Annotated in this window: 28 protein-coding genes, 1 tRNA gene and 1 pseudogene; 8 read left to right on the forward strand and 22 right to left on the reverse strand. The window is 59.2% G+C overall.

The genetic code is table 11. From position 1 onward, the window contains the following. The first annotated feature begins 1 nt into the window (after nucleotide 1). The gene (locus DK871_RS07060; RefSeq protein ID WP_161904498.1) at nucleotides 2-745 is read left to right on the forward strand and encodes an amidotransferase; all 744 of its coding nucleotides are present in this window, start codon (nucleotides 2-4) and stop codon (nucleotides 743-745) included. Here DK871_RS07060 and DK871_RS07065 read toward each other — a convergent pair. From DK871_RS07065 to DK871_RS07075, 3 genes are all read right to left on the reverse strand, one after another. After that, entirely contained in the window at nucleotides 723-1,694 is a 972-nt protein-coding gene (locus DK871_RS07065) for a magnesium and cobalt transport protein CorA (RefSeq protein WP_003193449.1), read from the reverse strand. The two genes, DK871_RS07060 and DK871_RS07065, sit on opposite strands and share 23 nt — an antisense overlap. A 158-nt stretch (nucleotides 1,695-1,852) precedes the next feature. Beyond that, nucleotides 1,853-2,596: a 1-acylglycerol-3-phosphate O-acyltransferase gene (locus tag DK871_RS07070; RefSeq protein WP_161904499.1), complete on the reverse strand. Its 744-nt coding sequence runs from the start codon at nucleotides 2,594-2,596 to the stop codon at nucleotides 1,853-1,855. A gap of 212 nt (nucleotides 2,597-2,808) precedes the next feature. Continuing rightward, nucleotides 2,809-3,501, reverse strand: a complete 693-nt coding sequence (locus tag DK871_RS07075; protein WP_014719521.1) for a crotonase/enoyl-CoA hydratase family protein — start codon at nucleotides 3,499-3,501, stop codon at nucleotides 2,809-2,811. A gap of 321 nt (nucleotides 3,502-3,822) precedes the next feature. On the opposite strand from DK871_RS07075, the gene DK871_RS07080 reads away from it, so the two are divergent. Next, a tRNA-Ser gene (locus DK871_RS07080) sits at nucleotides 3,823-3,912 on the forward strand. 85 nt (nucleotides 3,913-3,997) lie between these two features. Here DK871_RS07080 and DK871_RS07085 read toward each other — a convergent pair. Then, nucleotides 3,998-4,267: a short-chain dehydrogenase gene (locus DK871_RS07085; protein WP_161904500.1), complete on the reverse strand. Its 270-nt coding sequence runs from the start codon at nucleotides 4,265-4,267 to the stop codon at nucleotides 3,998-4,000. 528 nt (nucleotides 4,268-4,795) lie between these two features. Between DK871_RS07085 and DK871_RS07090 the strand changes: the two genes are divergently transcribed. The 3 genes from DK871_RS07090 to DK871_RS07100 all read left to right on the forward strand — a co-directional run bounded on the left by DK871_RS07090 (nucleotide 4,796) and on the right by DK871_RS07100 (nucleotide 6,933). After that, on the forward strand, nucleotides 4,796-5,095 hold the full coding sequence (locus tag DK871_RS07090) for a hypothetical protein (protein WP_161904501.1): 300 nt from the start codon (nucleotides 4,796-4,798) through the stop codon (nucleotides 5,093-5,095). A 210-nt stretch (nucleotides 5,096-5,305) separates the two neighbouring features. Beyond that, nucleotides 5,306-6,433 (forward strand): saccharopine dehydrogenase NADP-binding domain-containing protein, encoded by a 1,128-nt coding sequence (locus DK871_RS07095; RefSeq protein WP_161904502.1) that lies wholly within the window; start codon nucleotides 5,306-5,308, stop codon nucleotides 6,431-6,433. A gap of 2 nt (nucleotides 6,434-6,435) precedes the next feature. Next, complete coding sequence (locus DK871_RS07100) at nucleotides 6,436-6,933, forward strand: DUF2269 domain-containing protein (protein ID WP_161904503.1); 498 nt, start codon at nucleotides 6,436-6,438, stop codon at nucleotides 6,931-6,933. Here the strand turns inward: DK871_RS07100 and DK871_RS29000 are convergent. The 8 genes and pseudogenes from DK871_RS29000 to DK871_RS07140 form a co-directional block, all read right to left on the reverse strand. Continuing rightward, entirely contained in the window at nucleotides 6,884-7,189 is a 306-nt protein-coding gene (locus tag DK871_RS29000) for a hypothetical protein (protein ID WP_256677392.1), read from the reverse strand. The two genes, DK871_RS07100 and DK871_RS29000, sit on opposite strands and share 50 nt — an antisense overlap. Beyond that, nucleotides 7,186-7,638 (reverse strand): thiol-disulfide oxidoreductase DCC family protein, encoded by a 453-nt coding sequence (locus DK871_RS07110; RefSeq protein WP_161904504.1) that lies wholly within the window; start codon nucleotides 7,636-7,638, stop codon nucleotides 7,186-7,188. The genes DK871_RS29000 and DK871_RS07110 overlap by 4 nt, the downstream gene beginning before the upstream one ends. A gap of 129 nt (nucleotides 7,639-7,767) precedes the next feature. After that, entirely contained in the window at nucleotides 7,768-8,808 is a 1,041-nt protein-coding gene (locus DK871_RS07115; RefSeq protein WP_161904505.1) for a DMT family transporter, read from the reverse strand. A gap of 68 nt (nucleotides 8,809-8,876) precedes the next feature. Then, complete coding sequence (locus DK871_RS07120; protein WP_003193349.1) at nucleotides 8,877-9,212, reverse strand: hypothetical protein; 336 nt, start codon at nucleotides 9,210-9,212, stop codon at nucleotides 8,877-8,879. Nucleotides 9,213-9,384: 172 nt separating this feature from the next. Continuing rightward, on the reverse strand, nucleotides 9,385-9,963 hold the full coding sequence (locus DK871_RS07125; protein WP_161904506.1) for a DUF4337 domain-containing protein: 579 nt from the start codon (nucleotides 9,961-9,963) through the stop codon (nucleotides 9,385-9,387). Nucleotides 9,964-10,016: 53 nt separating this feature from the next. After that, nucleotides 10,017-10,382 carry a DUF2784 domain-containing protein gene (locus tag DK871_RS07130; RefSeq protein ID WP_161904507.1) on the reverse strand — a complete coding sequence of 122 codons (366 nt, stop codon included), beginning with the start codon at nucleotides 10,380-10,382 and terminating at the stop codon, nucleotides 10,017-10,019. 50 nt (nucleotides 10,383-10,432) lie between these two features. Beyond that, nucleotides 10,433-10,759, reverse strand: a complete 327-nt coding sequence (locus DK871_RS07135; RefSeq protein ID WP_003193344.1) for a helix-turn-helix domain-containing protein — start codon at nucleotides 10,757-10,759, stop codon at nucleotides 10,433-10,435. Then, a pseudogene (locus DK871_RS07140) lies at nucleotides 10,743-10,994 on the reverse strand (type II toxin-antitoxin system RelE/ParE family toxin); the annotation flags it as partial. The gene DK871_RS07135 and the pseudogene DK871_RS07140, both read right to left, overlap by 17 nt. 224 nt (nucleotides 10,995-11,218) lie before the next feature. Between DK871_RS07140 and DK871_RS07145 the strand changes: the two are divergent. Next, entirely contained in the window at nucleotides 11,219-11,905 is a 687-nt protein-coding gene (locus tag DK871_RS07145; protein WP_161904509.1) for an HAD-IA family hydrolase, read from the forward strand. 128 nt (nucleotides 11,906-12,033) lie between these two features. On the opposite strand, the gene DK871_RS07150 is transcribed toward DK871_RS07145, so the two are convergent. Then, nucleotides 12,034-12,780: a 3-oxoacyl-ACP reductase family protein gene (locus DK871_RS07150; protein WP_161904510.1), complete on the reverse strand. Its 747-nt coding sequence runs from the start codon at nucleotides 12,778-12,780 to the stop codon at nucleotides 12,034-12,036. 107 nt (nucleotides 12,781-12,887) lie between these two features. On the opposite strand from DK871_RS07150, the gene DK871_RS07155 reads away from it, so the two are divergent. After that, the gene (locus DK871_RS07155; RefSeq protein ID WP_161904511.1) at nucleotides 12,888-13,811 is read left to right on the forward strand and encodes a LysR family transcriptional regulator; all 924 of its coding nucleotides are present in this window, start codon (nucleotides 12,888-12,890) and stop codon (nucleotides 13,809-13,811) included. 105 nt (nucleotides 13,812-13,916) lie between these two features. On the opposite strand, the gene DK871_RS07160 is transcribed toward DK871_RS07155, so the two are convergent. From DK871_RS07160 to DK871_RS07170, 3 genes are all read right to left on the reverse strand, one after another. Next, nucleotides 13,917-14,645, reverse strand: coding sequence for an aspartate/glutamate racemase family protein (locus DK871_RS07160; protein ID WP_161904512.1), 729 nt, complete (start codon nucleotides 14,643-14,645; stop codon nucleotides 13,917-13,919). Nucleotides 14,646-14,658: 13 nt separating this feature from the next. Then, nucleotides 14,659-16,188: an NCS1 family nucleobase:cation symporter-1 gene (locus DK871_RS07165; RefSeq protein WP_161904513.1), complete on the reverse strand. Its 1,530-nt coding sequence runs from the start codon at nucleotides 16,186-16,188 to the stop codon at nucleotides 14,659-14,661. Nucleotides 16,189-16,679: 491 nt separating this feature from the next. Then, nucleotides 16,680-17,414, reverse strand: coding sequence for a phosphoadenylyl-sulfate reductase (locus DK871_RS07170; protein ID WP_161904514.1), 735 nt, complete (start codon nucleotides 17,412-17,414; stop codon nucleotides 16,680-16,682). Nucleotides 17,415-17,564: 150 nt separating this feature from the next. On the opposite strand from DK871_RS07170, the gene thrH reads away from it, so the two are divergent. Continuing rightward, complete coding sequence (gene thrH, locus DK871_RS07175; protein WP_014719505.1) at nucleotides 17,565-18,182, forward strand: bifunctional phosphoserine phosphatase/homoserine phosphotransferase ThrH; 618 nt, start codon at nucleotides 17,565-17,567, stop codon at nucleotides 18,180-18,182. Nucleotides 18,183-18,309: 127 nt separating this feature from the next. Here thrH and DK871_RS07180 read toward each other — a convergent pair whose 3' ends face one another. The 6 genes from DK871_RS07180 to DK871_RS07205 all read right to left on the reverse strand — a co-directional run bounded on the left by DK871_RS07180 (nucleotide 18,310) and on the right by DK871_RS07205 (nucleotide 23,693). After that, nucleotides 18,310-18,666, reverse strand: a complete 357-nt coding sequence (locus DK871_RS07180) for a type II toxin-antitoxin system HigA family antitoxin (RefSeq protein WP_161904515.1) — start codon at nucleotides 18,664-18,666, stop codon at nucleotides 18,310-18,312. Then, nucleotides 18,666-18,968: a type II toxin-antitoxin system HigB family toxin gene (locus DK871_RS07185; RefSeq protein ID WP_161904516.1), complete on the reverse strand. Its 303-nt coding sequence runs from the start codon at nucleotides 18,966-18,968 to the stop codon at nucleotides 18,666-18,668. The genes DK871_RS07180 and DK871_RS07185 overlap by 1 nt, the downstream gene beginning before the upstream one ends. A 218-nt stretch (nucleotides 18,969-19,186) precedes the next feature. Continuing rightward, nucleotides 19,187-20,530, reverse strand: coding sequence for an aminodeoxychorismate synthase component I (pabB, locus tag DK871_RS07190; protein WP_161904517.1), 1,344 nt, complete (start codon nucleotides 20,528-20,530; stop codon nucleotides 19,187-19,189). Nucleotides 20,531-20,631: 101 nt separating this feature from the next. Next, on the reverse strand, nucleotides 20,632-21,618 hold the full coding sequence (locus tag DK871_RS07195; protein ID WP_003193326.1) for an alpha-L-glutamate ligase-like protein: 987 nt from the start codon (nucleotides 21,616-21,618) through the stop codon (nucleotides 20,632-20,634). After that, complete coding sequence (locus tag DK871_RS07200; protein ID WP_161904518.1) at nucleotides 21,618-23,150, reverse strand: inactive transglutaminase family protein; 1,533 nt, start codon at nucleotides 23,148-23,150, stop codon at nucleotides 21,618-21,620. The genes DK871_RS07195 and DK871_RS07200 overlap by 1 nt, the downstream gene beginning before the upstream one ends. An 18-nt stretch (nucleotides 23,151-23,168) precedes the next feature. Further along, a complete protein-coding gene (locus tag DK871_RS07205; RefSeq protein ID WP_014719501.1) occupies nucleotides 23,169-23,693 on the reverse strand; it encodes an ATP-dependent zinc protease in 525 nt (174 codons plus the stop codon). Nucleotides 23,694-23,715 lie beyond the last annotated feature (22 nt).

The raw sequence follows: 23,715 nt of genomic DNA on the forward strand, positions 1-23,715 counted from the left end.
TATGTCGCTACGCGTCTGCATCCTGGAAACCGATATTCTGCGTCCCGCTTTGATCGATGAGTACCAAGGCTATGGGCAGATGTTCAAGCGCCTGTTCGCCAAGCAACCGATTGCCGCCGAGTTTGTCGTCTACAACGTGGTGCAGGGCGAGTACCCGCCGGATGACGAAGTGTTTGACGCGTACCTGATCACCGGCAGCAAGGCCGATTCGTTCGGGACCGACCCTTGGATCCAGACCCTCAAGGCCTACCTGCTCACGCGCTATGAGCGTGGCGACAAGCTGCTGGGTGTGTGCTTCGGCCATCAGTTGCTCGCGCTGCTGCTGGGCGGCAAGGCCGAGCGTGCCAGCCAGGGCTGGGGCATGGGCACCCACGACTACAAGCTGGACGCCAAGGCCCCGTGGATGAGCCCCGAGGTGCCTGAGCTGAGGATGTTGATCAGCCACCAGGACCAAGTCACTACATTGCCGGACAATGCAACGGTCATCGCTTCCAGCGAATTCTGCCTGTTTGCCGCGTATCACATTGGCGACCAGGTGCTGTGCTTCCAGGGCCATCCGGAGTTTGTTCACGACTATTCCCGCGAGTTGCTGGAAATACTTCAGACAACCCTGGGTGAAAAGGTCTACAGCAACGGCGTGGCCAGCCTGGAACGCGACCACCACGGCGTAACCGTGGCGGAATGGATGATGCGCTTCGTTGCGCATCAGCCTGAAGCCAAGCTTAAAGCCAGCCCGAACGCTTGAAGCTGGCCCATAAACCGGTACAGCCCAGGGTAATAAACCCGAGCACCGCAAAATAGCCGTAGTGCCATTGCAGCTCGGGCATGTTCTGGAAGTTCATCCCATAAATCCCCGCCACCGCCGTGGGGAACGCCAGGATCGCCGCCCATGCGGCGAACTTGCGCTGCACCACGCTCTGGCGCGAGGCTTCCAGCAGCACACCGATCTCAATGGTCTGGCTGGCGATGTCGCGCAGGGTGGTGAGGTCTTCCATCTGCCGCGTAACGTGGATTTGCACGTCACGAAAATACGGGCGCATGTTTTTGTCGATAAACGGGAAGCTGAGCTTCTGTAATTCCTGGCTGATCTCCACCATTGGCGCCACATGCCGCTTGAGCCGTAACACATCGCGGCGCAGGCCGTGCAGGTGCTGGATATCGCGCTCGTTGAGCGAACTGCACAGCACGTTACGCTCCAGCTCATCGATCTCGGCGTGGATCGCCTCGCTCACCGGCTGGTAGTTTTCAGTGACAAAATCCAGCAACGCATAGAGTACGAAATCTTCCCCATGCTCCAGCAACAACGGGCGCGCCTCACAACGCTGGCGCACAAAACCGTAGGACGCCGAGTGGCCGTTGCGTGCGGTGATGATATAGCCGTTGCCGGCAAAGATATGGGTTTCGATAAACTCCAGCTTGCCGTTCTCGCGCACCGGTGAGTAGGTGACGATAAACAGCGCGTCGCCGAAGGTTTCCAGCTTCGGGCGGCTGTGTTTTTCCATGGCGTCTTCGATCGCCAGCTCGTGCAGGTTGAACTGGCGTTGCAGATTGTTCAGTTCCTGAGCGCTGGGTTCTTCCAGGCCGATCCACACAAAGTGCCCAGGTTTGGCGGCCCAGGCCGCGCCTTCATCGAGGGTGATATCCGAGACTTTCTTACCGGCGCTGTAAACGGCAGCCGCAACAACTCTACCCATGGTGCTGATCACTTCTTATCAAGAGGACAGGTGTTGGGCAGCTTAGCCTGAATGGCGTTCCGTTGTTGCTCACCGACATTGCTCACTCCCCTGTAGGAGCGAGCTTGCTCGCGAAAATCGTCAACGATAACGCAGCGCCCACAGGCGACCCGCGTTGCTTATACGTTTTTCGCGAGCAAGCTCGCTCCTACAAGCTCACGGTCCATTTGTGCAATGCACTCAGCCATCTGCGTCTGACACGTCAGCAGCAACTGAGGTATGTCATCCACCGTCAAGCCACAGGTAGGAATCGGCGGTAACGAGCGTATCTGCACACTGCCACTGTCCCAACGATTGAGCTTCATCTGCGTCACATAGTTACTGACACACACCTGCACGATAGGCACACCCGCCGCAATCGCCATATGAAACGCGCCTTTCTTGAACGGCAACAACCCTTTGCCCAGGTTGCGCGTGCCCTCCGGGAACACCCAGATCGACGTGTCCTCATGCTGCAAGGTATGCGTGGTGGTCAGCATCGCACGCCGCGCCTTATGTGCATTGCCACGGTCAATCAGCACATTGCCCGCCAGCCAGAACAACTGGCCGAACAGTGGTACCCATTTCAGGCTTTTCTTGGCGATGCAGACCGTGCGATGGGGTACTACGTTGCCGAACACAAACAGATCGTAGTTGGACTGATGGTTAGCGATTACCACGCAGGTACCGGGCTTGTTGCGCAGCGAGTCGACATCGGTCTTCACGTTCAAGCCCAAGATCCGCATGGCTGGCAACGCATAGAGGCGAGCACAGAGACGACTGTTGTCCGGATTGAACGGCCGGCATACACCGACCAGCACACCCAGCACGCCAGCGATCATAAAATGCAGGCTCATCAACAACATACGCAACAGAAAAAGCATCGACACGGCCCATCGGGACAAAAGGTGGCGCAGTGTACGGATGTGCACTGTATTCGGCAATTGCCCCTACAGACGTAGGAGATAGCCGATGTTTAAGCGCATGTTTCCACATGGGCCGATAACGGCTAACTAGAGCGGCTACGGACGTTTCACATTCATAGGTAAGAAAAAGCCCGACTCAAGGTCGGGCTCTGGCACAGCAGGTGTAGGACTTAGCTCAGGCTATGGCCCTGATCCTGGATGATTGCATCGTCCAGGGCTTCGAGCAGTGCGCGGCGCACTTTCAATTTGGTGTGTTTGTGCGCGTTCATATTGATCTTCTTCAATTGCCGTGCTGCTTCCAGTGCTGCAGCGTGCAGTTCTTCGGGTGCCACCACCTTGTCGAGGAAACCGGCGTGCAGGGCGCCTTGCGGATCAAACATCTCGGCATTGATCACCGAACGCTGAAACGCTGACTTACGCAGGCGATCGCGCGCCAACTCGATACCGGCGTGGTGCATGGTCATGCCAATCGCCACTTCATTCAGGCCAATGCTGAACGGGCCTTCGACGCCAATCCGATAATCGGCCGACAACAACAGGAACGCGCCCTTGGCCACCGCATGGCCCGGGCAGGCCACGATCACCGGGAACGGATGCGCCAACATCCGCCGCGCCAGGGTCGAACCCGAGGTCACTAGGCTGATCGCCTCTTTAGGGCCGGCGGTCATCACCTTCAAATCATAGCCACCCGACAAAATCCCCGGCGTGCCCGTGATGATTACCACCGCCCGATCCTTCTCGGCCTGATCCAGCGCCGCATTAAACTCACTGACCACCGCCGGAGAAATGGCATTCACCTTGCCGTTGCTCAGGGTCAGGGTCGCGATACCGTCTTCGAAGTGGTAGGCAATCAACTCACTCATGACGCGGTTCCTTGTAGGGCTTGTTATAGAGATAGATGCGCAGACGTTACTCACCGCGCCCCCGCGGGTAAAGCGCCGTGACTGACTACCCAGTCAGGCTTTTGCCTCATCCCCAAGGGTAGACGCCCCGGAGCAGGGCGCAGCAAGCATTCCAGAAGCGTGCCGCCGCTGCCTGAGAATGGCACAATCACCACCCCTTGCCGGGCGGTGAATAGCATAACGGTCTAACCGCATGAAAATTCTGAAAAAAACCTTTGCCATCAGAAAGGCTTTCGACTACATTAGCGCGCCTCGACAGACTGAACTGGTTTGATGAGATACGGTGAAGTGTCCGAGTGGCTTAAGGAGCACGCCTGGAAAGTGTGTATACAAGAAATTGTATCGAGAGTTCGAATCTCTCCTTCACCGCCAAATTCGATGTAAACAAAACCCCTGGTTTCGAGAGAAGCCAGGGGTTTTGTGATTTCTGGGGTTTGAAAAGTCCAGCTTTATCAGGTCACGCGCTTGGCATATCCATTCGCCTTCCTATGACGTCCAGTAAATCGCAGCCGTCGCGCAAAGGGATTGAACAAAGCAACGCAAAATCACTGAGTACAACCGCATCACTACTGATCTCACTGCGTAGTGCGAGGTTCTCAAGGACTTGTGTAACGGCACGAAGTCGATAGGTCGCGGCGTCGAGGAGTATTTCCAATGGCACGGTGGTATCGACAAAAAGGGCAGGGGTGGCGCTGTCGTTGCTGGTGAGGGCGATGTATGGGTTCATGTTTAACTCCACAAGACAAATATAAAAACAATGAGCTCTTTTCACGCTAAACCGCCAAAAATGGCAGCTGCATGAAAATAACGTCGTCTACGTTCCGTCTTGTTTTCGAGTCGCCAAACCCGGCCGCCGTATGGGCGACCGGGCGACTATAGACATTGCGATTTTGAAACGGGAGCCCCACATTTCTGCTTGGCCTGTAGGACGTTGCCCGTATGGGACGGAAAAGGGGACGGATTTATTTACTTTATGGCCCGCACAGCGTTGTGTTTTATCGCTAACTTCGCCGACGGGAACCCTCATGTTATTTCCGGCTCAGGGTTGCCATCGAAAGTCCGGAAACAACAAAGGTGAAACCCGCGCGCAGAATCGACCAAAGCAGTCAAAAGCCAGATCGCCGAGTCGTTGTGTGTGGCGTATGTTGACGCCGTCGGCAATGGGACGGGTGAGTTTAAGGGATAGGCGTTTTTCGGCACGGCCCGCGCGGCTACCGATAGACTGGACGCCTCAATTTTTCAGGATGCAATACTCATGTTCAAAGTTGCCCTCGCTTCCTTGCTGTTGACCTGCACCTTTTGCGCTTACGCCGGTACGACGGTCGATGTGTCGAAGATTTACGGCAAGATCCAGTTCGTGGACAGCTATCCCGACTACAAGGTGAAGGTGGTGAATCAATTCCCCGACCTCAAAGTAAAGAAGGTGGTTTCCTGGCCGGACTCTGTCGGGAAATGGCAAACCGTGGATAGCTATCCTGACTACAAGATCCAGATTGTCGATTCCTATCCGGACTTCACTATTGAATATGTAGAGAGCTGGCCTGGAGTCAATTGATCGCGGTAAACCGTTGCAGGTGGCCTGGGACGGCTTGTGGGGCGGGCTGGTGATCAGCCAGGGCAGGGCTCTGTAAAACCGTAGTCCTTCTTCTGACTCTCTCTCTGCTGATCTGGCCCGAGCTGTTAAGCAAATCGGGTATCTTTAGCCGCATTAGCCGCCAGCCTGCCTCAGGCGCAGCGCATGATCGTTTGTTTAGGGAAGAATGGAATGACACTCAGGGTGTTGGTGGTCGGTGGCTACGGCAATTTCGGCAGCATCGTTTGCCGGCATCTGGTGTTGGCGCCGGGCATTGAACTGGTGATCTCGGGTCGCGACCCTCATAAGCTGCAGCGCAAGGTGGATGAGCTGAAAAGCCAGTCGAACACCGCCTGCGAGGGCTGGTGCGGCGATGCCATGGGAGCCGGGTTCGCCTCCGTTTTGCGGTCGATGAACATCATGTGGGTGATCCACACCGGCGGCCCGTTCCAGGGGCAGTCCTATGCTGTCGCCCAGAGTTGCATCGACGCTGGCGTGAACTACTGCGACTTGTCCGACTGCCGCACCTTCGTCAACGGCGTGAGCGTGCTGGATGCACAAGCACGGCAGGCAGGCGTGGCGATCCTTAGCGGGTGCAGCTCCGTGCCGACGCTGTCGTCCGCCATCATCGATCAGTATCGCTATCGCTTCACCCGTATCGACTCGATCGAGCACGGTATTTCCTCCTCGGCCAAGATGCCGGGCCTGTCCACCGTCGAAGGTGTGCTGGCTTACGCGGGCAAACCCATCAAGCAGCTCAGGCATGGCCAGGTGCATGAAGTGCTGGGCTGGCAGGACCTGACGCTGCGCAAAATGCCTGAGCTTGGCACGCGGGTGTTGGCGAATGTGGACGTGCCCGACATGGACATCTTTGCTGGCCGCTATGGTGCCCACACCCTGAGCTTCAAGGCTGGTGCGGGGCTCAAGCTTGGCGGTATCGCCAACTATCTGCTGGCCCAGGCGCTGCGGTGGGGCGTGGTGCGTGACCATCTTGCCTGGGCTGCGCGGCTGCATCGGCTGGGTACTTGGTCCGAGCGCTTTGGCGATGGCAAAAGCGCGATGTACATCGACGTGAACGGCCTCGGCGCAGAAGGGCAACCGCTGTCCCTGGCGGTGCAACTGACGGCGCTGAATGACAAAGGCCCGGAAATCCCCAGCTGCGCCGCCGTTGCTCTGGCCCTCAAAGTCGCGCAAGGTTATGTGCCTGAACCCGGTGCGCGGCCGTGCGTTGGCGAAATCACCGTCGACGAATACATGGACGCCATCAACGACCCGGCGAACCTTAGCCTGGCCGTGCATTTCTCTGACGGGCAGGGCTGACCATGCTCTATTTGAGCCTGAAATACATCCACATCATCGCGGCGATTTTCCTGTTTGGCTTCGGCATGGGCTCGTATCTGTATCTGATCGCCGCGAGCCGTACGGCCAACCCGCAAGTGATTGCCCATGTGGCGCGGATGGTGGTGCAGTTCGATACCTGGATCACTACGCCGGCGGGCGTCATTCAGATCATTACCGGCTTTGTGTTGGTCAAGCTTGCCGGACTTGGGTTGACCACCGAATGGGTGCTGACTTCGCTGATCATCTTCCTGTGTGTGGGGGCTCTTTGGCTGCCGGTGCTGGTGCTGCAGAAGCGTTTGCAGCAGATGGCGCTCAGTGCGGTTGAGACGTGCAGCGCGCTTGGTGATGGATACCGCGACGTCTATAGGCAATGGTTCTGGATGGGTGTTTTGGGTTTCTCTGGGATGTTTGTGATCGTGCTGATCATGGTCACGAAGATGACGCCATGGCAGTTGATTGGGCTGTTGCTGTGTGGCTGACATCAGCGCTGGCCGTTGCACTTGAGGCACTCGGGCTGAAATAAATGCCGTTCAGGGCTTGGTATTCCAAGCCACCGCACACAACGCCAACCCCCGCCAGCGTGGCAAACAACTGCACCTGCTCGATCCCGTGCGCCTGGATCATTGCCCGCTCACCCTGGCTTAGCCACAGCTGCTTCGGCACCAGCCCATGGTAAGCAAACATGAAAGCCAGGCCGCCCCGGGCGATCCAGTTGATGCGCAACAGGGGATTCATGGCTGATCCTTTAAAAAGCGCTGTTCATGATCCGCGTTCGGTAACAGGCAGGTATCGTATTTCCCGAACAGCCGATAGCGATTGGGCGCGATGCGGTCGTAAGCCCAATCCCGAAGAAAGCGCGGGATGCCGCGCAGGAGCAGCAATGGGCGCCAGCGGGCAGGCAGTTGCGCAATGATTTCCAACACCGCCTCCGAACGCTCCCAACAGTGCCGATCGCGGATCACTGCGAGGGTGTCGAACTGCTCCAGCGGCAACCCCGCCCACGCCAGCAGCGCCTGACCCTCGGGTGACTGCACGGCGGCTAATCGCAAGCGCCGTTGGTGGTCGTGGCGGATCAGAAACCTCGCCCAACCGTTACACAGCTTGCACACCCCGTCGAACAACACCACGGTTTCACCGGGCTTGAGGAATGGCGCGGGCGTAGGGCGGGTGTCGGAGGCAGGCATGTGTGTAGGTCCAGTCGGGCCGGGTTGGCCTGGATCATACCTGCCTTCGCCTGCACTGTGGTGTTTGGAGCCACTCCCACTGGGCTTCAGGATTGGAGAATACCGAAGTCTTTTCGTACCAAACGATCATCAATGCCTATGCCGATGATGCACATCCGGAAAATGCGCGTGGCTGTGGGTCATCACCTTGTGAACATGCACATGACTGTGCGGCTGCGCCGGATCCCACTCAAACCCATGCTCATGCTGGTGATGTTCATCATGCACATGCCGATGCCCATGTTCCGTGGCTTCATGCACATGCTCGTGGGCATGCCGCTCCGTCAGGTGCAGCCACACGCCCACGGCCATCAGCGCCGAGGCAATCCAGAACGCCGCGGTCACCGATTCGCCAAGTACCAGCAACGCCACTGCGGCACCGAGAAAAGGTGCCGTGGAGAAGTAAGCCCCGGTACGCGCACTGCCCAGCCCACGGAGCGCCAGCACGAACATCACCAGGCTGATGCCATAGCCGAGGAACCCGACCAGTAGAATCGGCGCCAGTTGCGCCATGCCGGGAATCTGCACCCCGAGGTAAAGTGCCAGGCTGCAATTGACCAGCCCCGCAATCAACCCCTTGGCACCTGCGATAAACAACGCGTCAGACGCGGACACTTTGCGCGTGAGGTTGTTATCGATCCCCCAGCACAAACACGCCAGCGCAACGGCAAGCGGTCCGGTCCAGTCCTGGCGGCTGCCGTCGGCACCGGACCATGACAACACCACGCCGCCCAGCACAATGGCGAGCATGCCGAGGACGATGCGTCGGTCGGCGTTTTCGCGGAACACAACCCAGGCGATCACGGCAGTCAGTACCGACTCAAGGTTGAGCATCAGGGAGGCGCTGGCGCTGGAGGTACGGCTCAGGCCAAACATCAGTGCAACGGGGCCGAGGAGGCCGCCGAAGGCGATGGCGCCAAGCAGCCAGGGCCATTCCGATGGGGTTAGCCCGGTGGGTTTCCAGCCGCGATCACGGATCAAGCGCACACCGGCAAGGCCGATGCCGCTGCCGAGGTAGAGCAGGCCGGCGAGCAGTATGGGCGAAAGGCCCAGGCCAAGGCTTTTGGCGAGCGGGGTGCTGGCGCCGAACAGGGCGGCGGCCGCGAGGGCGTAAATGATGCTGAGGTTCATGGGCCATCCTCGAAAGTCAGGCCCATGATACGTCGCTTGCCGGGGCCAGCGCCCTGGCAGTTTCATACTTACTGCGCGGTCTTCAGCTTGATCACATCACCGGAGATCTTGGTGGTGTAGCCGTTCAATACCCAAGCCCAGAACCACTTTTCCTGCACTTGCGTGTTGATCAACGCGTCCCCGCCCTTGGCCTTGATGGCTGCATCCTGAGCGCGCACGAAGCGGTTGTTCTGGCCGATAGGGATGACGCCCAGCAGCATGATGCCAGTGGCGCTGGCTTCGCTGTGGCCCAGCACGGTGTATTGGCTGGCGTCGTATTGCTGGGTTTTCATGGCGGTGCCGGTGCAACCTGCCAGGGTGAAACCAAGTACGGCTGCTGCAACGACTTTACTGACGTATTTCACTTATAACTCCATAGATTCAAGCTCGAGATTCAATTCTCGGGGGGCAACACTCTAAGCGCTCAGCTGGCAGATTGAAATCAATCAGCGCGGCTGGGATGCAGATGACTCAGCCTGGCGCGTGCTCCGCGGTGATCCCATCGCAGCCTCGCAGGGTCCCGACAGCGCCCACCTTTCAGAGATGCAGCCACGCCAGGCCTCCCAACATCACCGCTACGCCGCCAGCGGTGTACGACATCCGTTTGAGCCATTCCTTGCGCGTGAGCAAGGTAATCGCCGCCAATGAAATCGCGATCTGAATCGCCGTCATCGCCTGGGCCCAGCGATGGTGCTGGTGCAGCGCTGCTTCGGATTTGTGATCCCAGTCCCGTGAAGTGGCCTCGAGCGTTTCGGCCTGTTTACGCACCTCTTCTTTTTGATGCTTGTAGCGCTCGATCTCATCCTGGTAGTGCGCCGCATCCACGCCGGGAATGTGGGTGGCCAGTTCCGCCAGGTTCTGGCGGCTGGATTTGGCCTGGTAGTAGTTCCACTGGTTGGCGGCTTCGGTCTTGATGATGGCGGCGTTGTTCTTGTCCATCGCAGCTTCACTTTCGCTGGAGCCGGCCTGATAGCTGAGCATGGCACCGACGGTCGCCATGATCGCGGTCATCACGGCGATGCGGCTGGCAAAGCTGTCGCCGCGGCCGTGAGCATGCTCGGTGGTGTGTTCTAGGTGTTTTTCGTGGGGGCTGGGGACTTCGAAGGCTTCGGACATGGGGCGACCGCGAACGGATTGAGGTGCGCTGATTCTTCACCAGCGCAGCTGTCTCAAGCCTGTACGTAACGCCGGATAACCCGCCCATACACCGCGAGGTTGACCACCACCACCACGGCCCCCAGCACCAATTGAGTATTCGCAGTCAGCCCGGCTGGGTAGATCAGCGTCAGGATGTAATGCTCGATAAACCCGCCGCCATAACCGTCCTGCCCGGCCAGGTGGCGAAACAGGTTTTCCCAACGGGTAAGCGGGCAGGGCAGGTGCAGCACCTCTACCGCGATGCCCCAGGCAACGGCGGGCAGGTGCAGCCACATTACCCTAGGCCACTTCAGGGTGAGCAGGCCGCCGAACAGCACGAACAAGATAAAGGCCAGGTGGAACAGCACGAGGCCGTCGGCGGCTAGGCGGTAGAGCATGTTTGAGCTCGATGTGAGTAAAGGAATACGTGAATTTTTGCAGGGTGACGTTATAGCTCCAGTTGACTGGCATTGATACCGAACGCCTTGGCTATCTTTTCCCGCGTGGTGCGACGGGGTTTGCTGACCGCTTCCTGCTGGGCAAATGCCGATTGTGAAATACCCAGGCGTTGGGCGACTTCTTCCTGGGTCAAGCTCAGGTGCTCGCGCCACGCGCGGATAGGTGTTGCACCATCCACCAGGCGGCTGACGACCGCATGGGGGATCAGGTTTGGATCGTTTTGCTGCGCCACATAATGTTCATAGGGAATCACCACATAGGCCGGTTTGCCCTGCGTATTGTGGATGATCTGTACGGCAGTAGGTTCGCTCGTCACGTTTTTTAACCTCTTGGATGCTGACGACCTGGATGCTGCCGTCCCAGTCGAAAAGGACCCGGTAATGACCTACCCGCAAGCGATAGCTGTGAGGATGGTTAACCAGCACCTTGACGTTGATTGCATCGGGCATGTGTTCAAGAGCGGACACGGCATCGCGTACCTGTTGCTGATGATACGCATGCAACCGAAGCAATTGTTTGACGGCTTTTCGCGTCCATTGGATTGAATTCATGGGAGGTTAATAAGTCTTTTATAAGGTTTGCAATCGATATTTTCAGATCCGCGTCAACGGGTCATGACGTTTTCCTCTCAAACCCTAGACGGCCGCCGTCAGCGCCGACGGGTAAAACTGTTGCGTGGTATGAATCAACGGTTGGTCCACGAAGGTTGCTTGCAGGCAACGAGGGCCGTTATTGTGCTGAATCCATTTAGTCCTCGCCCCAAGGTTGTGTTGTGATGAATGCACCGCGTACCGCTGTCCCGATCAAGGCCGTGATTTTCGATATGGACGGGTTGTTGCTGGATACCGAAGGCATCTACACCGAAGTGACACAGATCATTGCCGAACGCTATGGCCGTACCTACGACTGGAGCATCAAGCAGCACATCATCGGGCGCGGTGCCCAGGATTTGGCCGATTATGTGGTCAAGGCACTGGACCTGCCGATCACGCCAGCCGAGTTTCTGGAAATACGCGAACCACTGATGAGCGAGCGTTTTCCCAAGGCCCTGGGCATGCCCGGCGCTGAGGCGTTGGTGCGGCACTTGAAAGCGCACAATATTCCGATTGCGGTGGGCACCAGTTCATCGCGTAATTCGTTTGGCCACAAGACCACCTTGCACCGTGAATGGTTTGGCCTGTTCGACACTATCGTCACCGCCGACGACCCGGAAGTAGGCGCTGCCAAGCCTGCGCCGGATATCTTCCTCACCGCTGCGCGCCGTATGGGTGTGGCGCCTGAGGATTGCCTGGTATTCGAAGACTCGCCGTTCGGCGTGACGGCGGCGAAGGCTGCGCACATGACCGCTATTGCGGTGCCCGATGAGGCCATGGCTGACAGCAAGTACCAGCATGCTGACCAGATTATTCGCAAGCTCGCCGACTTTGATTTGGCCGCCTACGGCTTGCCCCCCATGGCCTGACCCCGCACGGTCAAAAATGTGGGAGCTGGCTTGCCTGCGAAAGCGGTAGTGCAGTGACAGATGTGGCTCTGACACACTGCCTTCGCGGGCAAGCCCGCTCCCACATTTGGTGTGCGGTTCTGAACAAATCAGGCGCTGAAACCACCATCGATGGTCAGGCTGGCGCCCGTGATATAGCCGGCTTCCGGCCCAGCCAGATAGGCCACAAAACTGGCAATCTCCTCCACATGCCCATACCGACCTACCGCCATCAACCCAATCAGGCTTTCGGCAAAATCACTGTTCGCCGGGTTCATGTCGGTGTCCACCGGCCCAGGCTGCACATTGTTGATGGTGATGCCCCGTGGCCCCAGGTCCCGCGCCAATCCCTTGGTCAACCCCACCAGCGCCGCCTTGCTCATGGCGTAAGGCCCGCCGCCACCAAAGGGCATGCGTTCGGCGTTGGTGCTGCCGATATTGATCACCCGGCCACCTTCGCCCATATGCTTGGCGGCTTCCTGGGTGGCGATAAACACGCTGCGTACGTTGATCGCCAAGGTCTGGTCAAAGTCTTCCAGCTTGAATTCGTCCAGCGGCGCGATGGCCAGCACGCCAGCGTTATTCACCAGGATATCCAGGCGCCCAAACGCCTTGACCGTGGCGTTGACCGCCGCGCGAATCGCCGTGGCATCGGCGCTGTCGGCCTGTATCGCCAGGGCTTTGCCGCCTTCGCTGATCACCTCGTTCTGCAACGCTTGGGCCTTGGCGGCCGAGCTGATGTAGGTAAAGGCAACCGCTGCCCCCTGGGCGGCGAGGCGCTTGACGATGGCGGCGCCGATGCCGCGGGAACCGCCTTGAATCAAGGCGACTTTGCCGGTGAGGTTGTGTGTGGTCATGTCGATCTCCGAGTTAGTTGATGGAGCGAGTATCGACCTCACCCGCGCTGCTCGGTAGCCCGTGGTTGCTATAGTCTGTGTAAACCAAAAGTTTAGCGTGGGGCGATATGGAGAGCTTTGGCAGTATCGAATGCTTTGTGCGCAGCGCCGAGGGTGGCAGCTTTGCCGAGGCTGCTCGGCACCTGAGCCTGACCCCGGCTGCGGTGGGTAAAAGCGTTGCCAAGTTGGAGGCGCGCCTCGGTGTGCGGCTGTTCCAGCGCAGCACTCGGCGCCTGGCGCTGACCGAAGCCGGCAAGCTGTTCCTGAAGGAAGTCAGCGGCAGCCTCACCACCATTCAGAATGCGGTCGCCAACCTGGCCAGTGCCGAAGGGCGGCCGGTGGGCACGCTCAAGGTCAGCATGGGGCCAGTGTTCGGCAACCGCTACGTGGTGCCATTGCTGGGCGAATTTATGCGGCGCTGTCCGGATATCAGCCCGGACTGGCACTTCGATAACCGCCAGGTCGACCTGATCGGCCAAGGCTTCGATGCGGCCATCGGCGGCGGGTTCGAGCTGCCCCAAGGCGTGGTGGCGCGCAAGTTGACGCCGGCGCACCGGGTGCTGGTGGCATCGCCGGATTACCTGGCGCGTCGCTTGCCGGTGCTGGCGCCCGAGGACCTGTCGCACTGCCTCGGCATTTTGATCCGCTCGCCGCAGACTGGCCGGGTGCGTTCGTGGCAACTGACCAACCGTGAGCGCGAGCACAGCCCACTGGTGCTGAAACCGGCCATGACCATGAGCGACTCCGAAGCCGCTTGCTGCGCCAGTGCCCAGGGCCTTGGTATCGCCCTGGTGAGCATGCCAATGGCCGTGCCGTTCCTGGACAGCGGTGCGTTGGTGCGGGTGTTACCCGATTGGTATGTGGACGACGGCAATATTTCCATCTATTACGCCGAGCATAAATTGTTGCCGGGCAAGACTCGCGCGTTTGTGGATTTCGTTATTGAGCGGTTTGCCGAGCAGAAACTGGCTCAACGGTTCAGTGCTATCTGAGCACGGCTTTACACCGAGTCGTGGCCATCGCGGGCAAGCCCGGCTCCCACAGTGATCGCAATCCAATGTGGGAGCCGGGCTTGCCCGCGATGCAGGCGCATCGGTCTACCGCCCGACCTTGCCCGGCCACCCGATGATCTTCTTCGGCCGCGGCGCCGCATATGTCCTGACCTTCGACGTCGACAACCCCAACCGCACCAACGACTCGGCCACCATCACCGCCGCCGTCACCCCATCCACCACCGGCACCCCGGTGCGCTGGCGGATCTGCTCATCCAGCCCGGCCATGCCGCCGCAGCCCAGGCAGATCACCTCCGCCTTGTCGTCGCGGATGGCCAGTTCCGCTTGATGCACGATGGCTTCCATGGCGCCCAGCGGGTCGTCTTCCAGTTCCAGCACCGCCATACCGCTGGCGCGCACCGAAGCACAACGCTGGTAGAGGCCGGCGAGTTTCAGCCGGTCTTCAATCAGCGGCACCGTGCGGTCCAGGGTGGTTACCACCGAGTAGGCGTGCCCCAGGAACATCGCGGTGCTGGCCGCCGCTTCGGTGATATCCACCACCGGTACATTGAGCAGTTCCTGCAGGCCTTCACGGCCATGTTCGCCATAGCCGGCCTGGATCACCGCATCAAAGGGCTGGTCGTAGGCCATCACCCGGTCCATCACGGCAATGGCCGCCAGGTAGCTCTCAAAATTGCCTTCCACCGATTCGGCGCCGAAGTACGGGGTGAGCCCGACAATCTCGGTGCCCGGTGAAGCCACCACCCGTGCTTGCTGGGCGATGGTCTCGGTGATGGATTCGGTGGTGTTGACGTTGACCACGAGGATACGCATGGAAAGTCCTTGTTTAATGACTGACGTTATCGACGGCAATGCTTTCGCCGCTGACATCGGCGTAGTGCGGTTGGCGCTTGGCAATCAACAGGTACAGCAACCCGGCGATGCCTGCGCCAAACAACCAGGAAAACGGCGAGACGCTGGCAAACCCTGGCAACAGCGCCAGCAGGATGGCGATCACCGCCGCTGGAATAAACGCCGCCACCGCACGCATATTCACCCCACGGCTGTAGTAATAAATGCCTTGGGGGTCTTCGCTGTACAGTTGTGGCACGTCCACCTGGCTTTTACGGATCATCCAGTAATCGACCATGATCACCCCGTACAAAGGCCCCAGCAGCGCGCCCAGGCCAGAGAGGAAGTACACGATCACCAACGGGCTGTTGTAGAGGTTCCACGGCAGGATCAGCACGGCAACGAAGGCGCTGATCAGCCCGGCGCGCCGAAAGTTCAGGTACTTGGGCGCCAGGTTGCTCAGTACAAAGGCCGGAGCGACGAAGTTGGCCATGATGTTCACCGCCACGGTGACAATCAGGAAAGCCAGGCAGCCGAGCACCAGAAAGAAGGTGTTGGGGATCGCCGCGATGATTTCGGTCGGGCTTTCGATTACCCGGCCATTGAGCTGGAACTGCCCGCCGCACAGCAGCACGGTGATGGCGGCGAACACCAGGATATTCACCGGCAGGCCCCAGAAGTTGCCGACCTGGATGGTCTTGCGGCACGGCGAAGAGCGGGCGAAGTCGCAGAAGTTAAGGATCAGGGTGCCGTAGATCGCCAGCCACAGCGCGCCGCCGGCAAAGATATTGCGCCACATCTCGCCGCCACTCAGGGGCTCGCGGATCGACCAGGCAATCTGCCCGTTCGCCTGGAAGTACATCCAGCCGGCCAGCGCAGCCACGGTCAGCAGAATCACCGGCCCGGCGAAGCCTTCATAGCGACGTACCATTTCCATGCCGTAGGCGAGGATCACCAACTGCACCAGCCAGATCGCCACAAAACACGCCCAACCCAAGGTCGACAGACCGAGAATCGAGTCGTGGTCATAATCGGCAAACCCTGGATGAATGGCCGTCAGCAATACGCGGAAAACTACCGAGGCCAGGTAGGTCTGGATCCCAAACCAGGCAATTGCAATCACTGCCCGAATCAACGCCGGAATTTGCGCCCCGTAAATGCCGAAACTGATGCGGCTGATAACCGGAAACGGCACCCCGGTCTTCTGCCCCATGTAGCCCGACAAGTTCATGAAAAAGTACACCAGCGCCGCGCCGATCCCCAGGGACAGCAATATTTGCCAGCCGCCCAGGCCCAATGCATATAAGCCGATGGCAAATGAATAGTTGGCGATGTTGTGCACGTCATTGGTCCACAACGCAAAGATGCTATAGCGCCCCCAGCGTCGGCCTTCGACCTTGGTGGGCGCCAGGTCCTTGTTGTGCAGGCGCGGGCTGAGCACCAGCGGGCCGGGGCCGGCGGCTGCAGGGTTTAATGGGGAGGAGGGCAGATCCAGTGCGAGGGTGTTTGAGAGACTTGTACGCATTCCGGCAGGCTCCAGCGCATCTGCAGCAAAGCGGCGGATGGCAAAGTGTATGTAGGTTTTGTATTGATTGTATACAAAGCGTACTTCTGCCTAAGCCATATGCGTGCCAATTCTCGATATATGAAAATCTTGGCTAATTTCGTTTTTATATAGGTTGTGAATAACTTACTGAATTACAAACGTTATAAATTGACCGTTTGAACAGGTATTTATTTTTTTGTTAATTGCAGGGCTATTTATAGGCAGCGCCATGGGCGCCGGGAGATGTTACGTTTTGGTGCGTTGTACATTAAGTTGCACACAAAAATGGCACCTATGGTTACATGGGTTGTGTACAAGATTTGCCCGACCACAAAGCAAATGCCGCTTTCTGTAGGAGCGAGCTTGCTCGCGAAAAACTCACAGACGCCGCGTTCAGTCAGGAAACACGCGTTATCGTTGACGTTTTTCGCGAGCAAGCTCGCTCCTACAGAGGCGGTGGCGTCAGAGGCTCAAGCCTTGCTGATGATATTCCCCGCATGCAGCCCGCATTCCTTCTGCGTGGCTTCTTCCCACCACCAGCGGCCTTCACGTTCATGCTGGCGGGGCAATACCGGCCGGGTGCACGGCTCGCAGCCGATGCTGATAAACCCGCGCTCATGCAGGCTGTTGTACGGCAGCTCGAGCATGCGGATATAACCCCACACCTCCTCGCTGGTCATCTGCGCCAGCGGGTTGAACTTGTACAGGGTACGTTCCGGCGTGGAGAACGCCGTGTCGATTTCCAGCGCCGCCACCTGGCTGCGAGTGCCGGGGCTCTGGTCGCGGCGCTGGCCGGTGGCCCAGGCACTCACACCTGCGAGTTTGCGGCGCAGCGGTTCGATCTTGCGGATGCCGCAGCATTCGCCATGGCCGTCCTTATAGAAGCTGAACAGGCCTTTCTCTTTGACGAAGGGCTCCAGCTTGCTTGAGTCCGGCGAGATCAGTTCGATGTCGATCTTGTAGAACTCACGCACCTGCTCGATAAACCGGTAGGTCTCCGGGTGCAGGCGGCCAGTGTCGAGGCTGAACACCTTGACGTTCTTGTTCAGCTTCCAGGCCATGTCCACCAGCACCACATCCTCGGCACCGCTGAAGGAAATCCACAGGTCATCGCCGAACTGGCTGAGCGCCAGCTTGAGAATGTCCTGAGCAGACTTGTTGGCATAAGTCGTGGCGAGTTCAACGACGTCAAAGGCTTGGTTCATCAGGACGGTTCCTACAGGTCAGTGGCGCTGAGCGCTCTATAGGCGGCGATGGTATCAAAATCTGCCGTGCGTTGCGGCGGCGTGCTTGAGTCGCTAGAGTTCGGCAGTCCTTTTGCTCGCTCAACTAACAATATCTAACAGGAGTGTCGTGTGGAAATTGCCTGCCTTGACCTGGAAGGGGTACTGGTTCCGGAAATCTGGATCGCCTTTGCCGAGAAAACCGGCATTGAGTCCCTGCGGGCCACCACCCGTGACATCCCCGACTACGACGTGCTGATGCAACAGCGCCTACGCATCCTCGACGAGCATGGGCTCAAACTGGCCGATATCCAGGCCGTGATCGCCACGCTCAAGCCGCTGGACGGCGCCATCGAGTTCGTCAACTGGCTGCGCGAGCGCTTTCAGGTGGTGATCCTGTCCGACACCTTCTACGAATTCTCCCAGCCGCTGATGCGTCAGCTGGGTTTCCCGACCCTGCTCTGCCACCGCTTGATCACCGATGAAAACGACCGAGTGGTCAGCTACCAACTGCGCCAGAAAGACCCCAAGCGCCAATCGGTGCTGGCATTCAAAACCCTCTACTACCGCGTGATCGCTGCCGGTGATTCCTACAACGACACCAGCATGCTGGGTGAAGCTGACCGTGGGATTCTGTTCCATGCGCCGGACAATGTGATTCGCGAATTCCCGCAGTTCCCGGCGGTGCATACGTTTGAAGACTTGAAGAAAGAGTTTATCAAGGCGTCGAATCGGCAGTTGAGCTTGTAAGTTATGTGGCGCGGCTGATTGCCCCATCGCAGGCAAGCCAGCTCCCACCTTCGACCATGTAACGTCAAACAGCGCGGTTAACTGTGGGAGCCGGGCTTGCCCGCGATGGCGTCGGCTCCGTCACCGCCTAACCCTCGGCCAGCAAGCGCTCATAAGGAATACGCAAACCTTCATGCAGGCGTTTGATCATCGCCAGGCTCAGCTTGCGCTTGTGATTCAATACTTCCGACACACGCCCGCTGGTGCCGATAAAGGGCTCCAGGTCGCGCGGGGTCATGCCCAGTTGCTCCATTCTAAATCGGATGGCTTCCACGGGGTCTGAAGGTGGCATGGGGTAATGCTCCGCCTCGTACTTCTCGATGAGGATTGCAAGAATCTCCAGCTCGTCACCCTCTGGCGAGCCGGTTTGTGCGTTCCAAAGCTGCTCCACGCGAGCGAGTGCCGCGGTCAAATCCTCATCGGAACGAATAGGTTTGATGTTCATCACACGGTCTCCGCGTTGATTTGATCATATTGCGCGTGGGTCCCTACGAAACGTATGAACCCAAGCTGCCGCTCGTAATCGATCGCCATGATCACTCGATACTTGTTGCCGCCCACGTTGAATACAACCCTACCGCCCTTGAGGATGCTCGCCGCTCCAAGCTCTGCTTTGAGTGCCTGTGGCGTAGGGTAAGTGGCCTTTTCCATATGGCGATACAACTCGACCAGCGGAGCTTTTGCGTCAACACAGGCGGGATGGCGCTCCCAGAATATTCGTAAAGTCGATAAAGCGATTATTCGCATCGATTCGACCTCCCAATATGGGAGATGATAGGGCGGCGTAGGTAGGGATGCAATCCCGGAAACAACTCCTGACGAGTAAGCTGTCGCATATGTGATCCTTCACAGACGGCAAGGTGGGCGGTAGGGACGGACGCTATCGTCCAGCGCACAGTCCGTCCACAACCGTTCTGATTCAGGTTTTGTCGTGCGCAATACCCGGCCCTGGAGAGCGGGCGACCCTACAAACCTTCCAATGTCTGTAACAACACCCGCACTTTCGTCAGCGACTCCTGATACTCCGCCTGCCACTCTGAATCCGCCACAATCCCACCGCCACCCCAGCAACACGCTTGCCCGTCCTTGACCAGCAAGCTGCGAATCGCGATGGAACTGTCCATCTCGCCGCGCACGTCCAGGTACACCAGCGAGCCGCAATACAGCCCGCGACGGGTGGGTTCAAGCTCGTCGATGATCTGCATGGCGCGAATCTTCGGCGCGCCGGTGATGGAGCCGCCGGGGAAGCTGCCGGCGATCAGGTCGAGGGCGTCTTTGTCGTCGGCCAATATGCCAGTGACACTGCTCACCAGGTGGTGCACGTTGGGGTAGCTTTCCAGGCTGAACAGCTCCGGCACTTTCACGGAACCGATGCGGCAACTGCGGCCGAGGTCGTTGCGCAGCAGGTCGACGATCATCAGGTTTTCTGCGCGGTCCTTGGGGCTGGCCAGCAGTTCGGCGGCGTTGGCGGCGTCCTCTTCGCAGGTCAGGCCGCGAGGGCGGGTGCCCTTGATCGGGCGAGTCTCGACCTGGCCTTCGCTGATGCGCACAAAGCGTTCCGGCGAGAGGCTCAGCACGGCGCCGTCATCCGGCAGGCTCTGGAACCCGGAAAACGGGGTCGGGCAGGCTTCGCGCAAGGCGCAGTAGGCCGCCCACGGGTCGCCGCTACAAGGTGCGCGAAAGCGTTGGGTAAAGTTGACCTGGTAGCAGTCCCCGGCCTGGATGTAGTCCTGAATACGCAGGATGGCCTGTTGGTACTCTTCCAGGCTGAGGTCCGGCGCCATGGGGCCCTGGAGCTTGAAGGCGGCGGGAGCGTCGCCCGTTGCATGACTGAACAGGGCGATCAGGCGTTGCCGCTCGCTATCGGCCAGCACCGGATGAAACACCAGTTGGCTGGTGCGTGCCTGGTGATCACTGACCAGCGCCCAGGCATACAGCCCCAAGCGCGCATCCGGTAGATGCAGGTCGTCCACGGCCAGGCGTGCAACCCGTTCCAGGTGCCGGCCGAAGTCATAGCTCAAGTAACCGATCAAACCGCCGGCAAAGGGTAATTCAACCCCAGCAGGCAAGGCCGCCTCGCCCAACTGCGCCAGGTTCTCGCGCAGCCGCTGCAGGAAATCACTGCCGCTCTCATCCGGCCCTACCGTCAAGGTCGCTTCGGGCCAGGCGCTGAGCAGGTCGTAACGCCCACGCTCGGCCGTCGGCCGGCCGCTGTCGAGCAGTACCGCGCCTGGAGCATGGCGAATCGCCGCAAAATACTCGGCGGGGTTGGCCCGGTAGGGCAACGGGTATACGGAGCAGGTCAACATGCGGGGTGGGATCAGCCAATGGCGCGGGGGAGGGGGATTGTAGTCCCCTGTAGGATTTGCTCCTAGAGGGGATGTCGGGGATAGACAGTTCGAAGACCGGATCAGCCTTCCACGGGCGGTATATGGCCGAACATTTCCTGCACGAACTTCACACGCTCTTCCGGCGTTTCTGTCACGCCGGCCGCCTTGAGTTCTTCCAGTCGTGCCTCCACCGCATGGGTGCGCAGAGTCAGGCCGCAATCGTTGGCAATCTGGATGTTCAGCCCAGGCCGTGCGTTCAGCTCAAGGATCAGCGGGCCTTTTTCCTGGTCCAGCACCATGTCCACGCCGATATAACCCAGCCCGCACAGCTCGTAGCAGCCGGCGGCGAGCTTCATGAAACCGTCCCAGTTGGGCAGTTGCACGCCATCTACCGCGTTGGTGGTGTCGGGGTGCTTGGTGATGATGTTGTTCAGCCAGGTGCCGCGCAGGGTCAGGCCGGTGGCCAGGTCCACGCCCACGCCGATCGCGCCCTGGTGCAAGTTGGCCTTGCCGCCGGACTGGCGGGTGGGCAAGCGCAGCATCGCCATCACCGGGTAGCCCATCAACACGATGATGCGGATGTCCGGCACGCCTTCATAGCTGATGCTCTTGAAGATCTGGTCGGGCACCACGCGGTACTCGATCAATGCGCGGTCGCGGTGGCCACCGAGGGAATATAGGCCGGTGAGGATGCTGGAAATCTGGTGCTCGATTTCTTCGTGGCTGATGATTTTGCCGGAGACCGTGCGGTAGCGCCCCTCAAACCGGTCGGCCACCACCAGGATGCCGTCGCCACCGGCACCTTGGGCGGGCTTGATCACGAAGTCGCTGCGCCCACCGATAATCTCGTCGAGCTTGTCGATTTCCTTTTCGGTGGAGATCACCCCGTACATTTCCGGCACGTGGATGCCGGCCGCCAGCGCCCGTTCCTTGGTGATGATCTTGTCATCCACGATGGGGTACAGGCTGCGCTTGTTGTACTTGAGCACGTAGTCGGCATTACGCCGGTTGATGCCCATGATCCCCCGCGCTTCCAGGGCCTTCCAGGTCTTCCAGAAGCCGAACATCAAGAGTCAGCCTTCAGGAACGCCTTGAAACGCACCAGCTCGGTGAGGCGGTAGCCGCGATAACGACCCATGGCCAGCATGAAGCCCACCAGAATCAACAGGATCGCCGGGAAGGTAAACACGAAGTACACCAACTCCGGCACGCTCATGATCAGGTGCGCCAGGGACGCGGCGAACAGCGTGCCAATCGCGACTTTCAGCGCATGGTTGGCACCACGTTCCTCCCAGGTGATCGACAGGCGTTCGATGGTCATGGTCAGGATCACCATCGGGAACAGCGCCACCGACAAGCCGCGCTCCAGCCCCAGTTTGTGGCTGAACAGGCTGATGGCGGCAATCAACACCACCACGAAGGTCAGCACCACTGACAGCCTCGGCAGCATTTGCAGTTTCAAGTGTTCCAGGTACGACCTGAGCGACAGGCCCAGTGCCGTGATAATCGTGAACAACGCAATCCCGAAGCCCAGCTGGGTTTCGCGGAACGCCAGGGCGATCAGCACCGGGGTGAAGGTGCCCAGGGTCTGCAGGCCGATCAGGTTGCGCAGGATCAAGATCACCAGCACGCCAATCGGGATCATCACCATGATCATGAAGGTCTGCTGGGTTTGCAGCGGCAGGCCGTACAGCGAGTATTCGAGGAAGTTGGCGTCGGTGTTTTCGTCCGTCAGCTTGGCCAGGCGGATGGCGTTCATCTCGCTGTTGTTCAGGCTGAAGGTCACCATGGCTTTCTTGCCGCCATCGACGGTGATCAGGTTTTCATCGCCGGTCCACCACAGCAGGCGGTCGGCGGGCAGGCCCTGTTCGCCGGTCTCCGGGTTGAAGTACAGCCAGTCGTTGCCGTTGAAACTGCGCAGCCACAGTTCCGGGGTTTGCGGCTGGTCGGCCACCAGGCGGATGGTGTGGACTTTCTCTACCGGCACATGGGCGATGGACAGCAGCAGTTCGACGATCTTGGCCTTGTGCGGCGTTGAAGGGTCGCCGGCCAGCAGCAACTTCACATTGTCGTCGTTGAGGTTGTTGGTGCGCTTGATGGCTTCGCTGATAAAGGTCTCGACGTCGGCCGAGTGCTGGCGAATCGGCGCCAGCAGGGCTTCGGCGGCGATCTTCTCCGGGCCTTCCACGGCGATGCTGTCGCGGAAGGTCGGGCCTTTGATCTTGACCTTTTCGCCGCTGTAGCGCTTGGTCAGCACCAAGCGGTAATAGAGGGTCTGGTTGCCCTTGGCCCGACGCGCCGACCAGGTGACTTTGCGGTTGCCGTCGATGCGATTGACGCTCACCCCGTAGTTGTTCGAGATAAAGCTCTCATTAAGGCTGACGAAGTCGCGGCTCAGGGGCGGCACGAACATCTGGATCTTGACCGGGTCTTTCGGGTTGGCGACGAACTCGACCTTGGCGTCGATGTTCCACAAGTCGTCGGTGGCATCTTCGGTGACGGGTATCCCCAGCACGAAGATCTGATAGGCGGTGACCGAAATGCCCAGCACCACCAGCAAGGTGATCAGGATTTTCAGGTGCAGGGTCAGAGAGCGCATTCGGTTTACTCGGCGGTATTAAGCGTCGGCGGCGCAGGCGGGTTTGCCTGCTGCATATTTAAGACTGGGGTCGACCAGCGCATCAAAGCGTTTCAAGGCTTCGGAGCCAATCAGCAGCGGGTATTGGAATGCGCTGCGGTCAGTCAAGTTCACTTCTATGCTGCGTAAAGCACTGCCCATGCAGATATCCAGCGCAATCACTGGGCGGGCGGTGTAGTTCTTGTCCTCATCGGGGTCGTAGTCGCCGGCGCGGCGCTTGATCTTGCTGACACGCGCCAGGGGCAGTTCGATGGGGTGGGAATGGGCGGTGTCGATGGCCAGGTAGAAGCGTACCCAGGACTCGCCATTGCGCTTGAAGCGCTTGATATCGCGGGCACTCAACGAGGCGGTCTTGGCGCCGGTGTCGAGTTTGGCCGCCACTTCCAGGTCGATACCTGCAAGCTTGGCGTATTCATTCAGGCCGTACACGGTCTTCTCGGCGCCAGCGCCAAGGCTCGGTATGCACAGCAGGCACATCACTAGTAGGTAAGGCTTGAGTCTCATAAATCCTGAGGCAGGGCAGTGC

Origin of the sequence: Pseudomonas sp. L13, from assembly GCF_009935965.1 — a bacterium.
GTDB classification, from domain to species: Bacteria; Pseudomonadota; Gammaproteobacteria; order Pseudomonadales; family Pseudomonadaceae; genus Aquipseudomonas; species Aquipseudomonas lactis.

What these genes read in the sequence shown, in the direction of transcription:
- DK871_RS07060 (WP_161904498.1), top strand. Translation starts at nt 2, where the DNA reads ATGTCGCTACGCGTCTGCATCCTGGAAACCGATATTCTGCGTCCCGCT.
- DK871_RS07065 (WP_003193449.1), bottom strand. Translation starts at nt 1,694, where the DNA reads ATGGGTAGAGTTGTTGCGGCTGCCGTTTACAGCGCCGGTAAGAAAGTC.
- DK871_RS07070 (WP_161904499.1), bottom strand. Translation starts at nt 2,596, where the DNA reads ATGCTTTTTCTGTTGCGTATGTTGTTGATGAGCCTGCATTTTATGATC.
- DK871_RS07075 (WP_014719521.1), bottom strand. Translation starts at nt 3,501, where the DNA reads ATGAGTGAGTTGATTGCCTACCACTTCGAAGACGGTATCGCGACCCTG.
- DK871_RS07085 (WP_161904500.1), bottom strand. Translation starts at nt 4,267, where the DNA reads ATGAACCCATACATCGCCCTCACCAGCAACGACAGCGCCACCCCTGCC.
- DK871_RS07090 (WP_161904501.1), top strand. Translation starts at nt 4,796, where the DNA reads ATGTTCAAAGTTGCCCTCGCTTCCTTGCTGTTGACCTGCACCTTTTGC.
- DK871_RS07095 (WP_161904502.1), top strand. Translation starts at nt 5,306, where the DNA reads ATGACACTCAGGGTGTTGGTGGTCGGTGGCTACGGCAATTTCGGCAGC.
- DK871_RS07100 (WP_161904503.1), top strand. Translation starts at nt 6,436, where the DNA reads ATGCTCTATTTGAGCCTGAAATACATCCACATCATCGCGGCGATTTTC.
- DK871_RS29000 (WP_256677392.1), bottom strand. Translation starts at nt 7,189, where the DNA reads ATGAATCCCCTGTTGCGCATCAACTGGATCGCCCGGGGCGGCCTGGCT.
- DK871_RS07110 (WP_161904504.1), bottom strand. Translation starts at nt 7,638, where the DNA reads ATGCCTGCCTCCGACACCCGCCCTACGCCCGCGCCATTCCTCAAGCCC.
- DK871_RS07115 (WP_161904505.1), bottom strand. Translation starts at nt 8,808, where the DNA reads ATGAACCTCAGCATCATTTACGCCCTCGCGGCCGCCGCCCTGTTCGGC.
- DK871_RS07125 (WP_161904506.1), bottom strand. Translation starts at nt 9,963, where the DNA reads ATGTCCGAAGCCTTCGAAGTCCCCAGCCCCCACGAAAAACACCTAGAA.
- DK871_RS07130 (WP_161904507.1), bottom strand. Translation starts at nt 10,382, where the DNA reads ATGCTCTACCGCCTAGCCGCCGACGGCCTCGTGCTGTTCCACCTGGCC.
- DK871_RS07145 (WP_161904509.1), top strand. Translation starts at nt 11,219, where the DNA reads ATGAATGCACCGCGTACCGCTGTCCCGATCAAGGCCGTGATTTTCGAT.
- DK871_RS07150 (WP_161904510.1), bottom strand. Translation starts at nt 12,780, where the DNA reads ATGACCACACACAACCTCACCGGCAAAGTCGCCTTGATTCAAGGCGGT.
- DK871_RS07155 (WP_161904511.1), top strand. Translation starts at nt 12,888, where the DNA reads ATGGAGAGCTTTGGCAGTATCGAATGCTTTGTGCGCAGCGCCGAGGGT.
- DK871_RS07160 (WP_161904512.1), bottom strand. Translation starts at nt 14,645, where the DNA reads ATGCGTATCCTCGTGGTCAACGTCAACACCACCGAATCCATCACCGAG.
- DK871_RS07165 (WP_161904513.1), bottom strand. Translation starts at nt 16,188, where the DNA reads ATGCGTACAAGTCTCTCAAACACCCTCGCACTGGATCTGCCCTCCTCC.
- DK871_RS07170 (WP_161904514.1), bottom strand. Translation starts at nt 17,414, where the DNA reads ATGAACCAAGCCTTTGACGTCGTTGAACTCGCCACGACTTATGCCAAC.
- DK871_RS07180 (WP_161904515.1), bottom strand. Translation starts at nt 18,666, where the DNA reads ATGAACATCAAACCTATTCGTTCCGATGAGGATTTGACCGCGGCACTC.
- DK871_RS07185 (WP_161904516.1), bottom strand. Translation starts at nt 18,968, where the DNA reads ATGCGAATAATCGCTTTATCGACTTTACGAATATTCTGGGAGCGCCAT.
- pabB (WP_161904517.1), bottom strand. Translation starts at nt 20,530, where the DNA reads ATGTTGACCTGCTCCGTATACCCGTTGCCCTACCGGGCCAACCCCGCC.
- DK871_RS07195 (WP_003193326.1), bottom strand. Translation starts at nt 21,618, where the DNA reads ATGTTCGGCTTCTGGAAGACCTGGAAGGCCCTGGAAGCGCGGGGGATC.
- DK871_RS07200 (WP_161904518.1), bottom strand. Translation starts at nt 23,150, where the DNA reads ATGCGCTCTCTGACCCTGCACCTGAAAATCCTGATCACCTTGCTGGTG.
- DK871_RS07205 (WP_014719501.1), bottom strand. Translation starts at nt 23,693, where the DNA reads ATGAGACTCAAGCCTTACCTACTAGTGATGTGCCTGCTGTGCATACCG.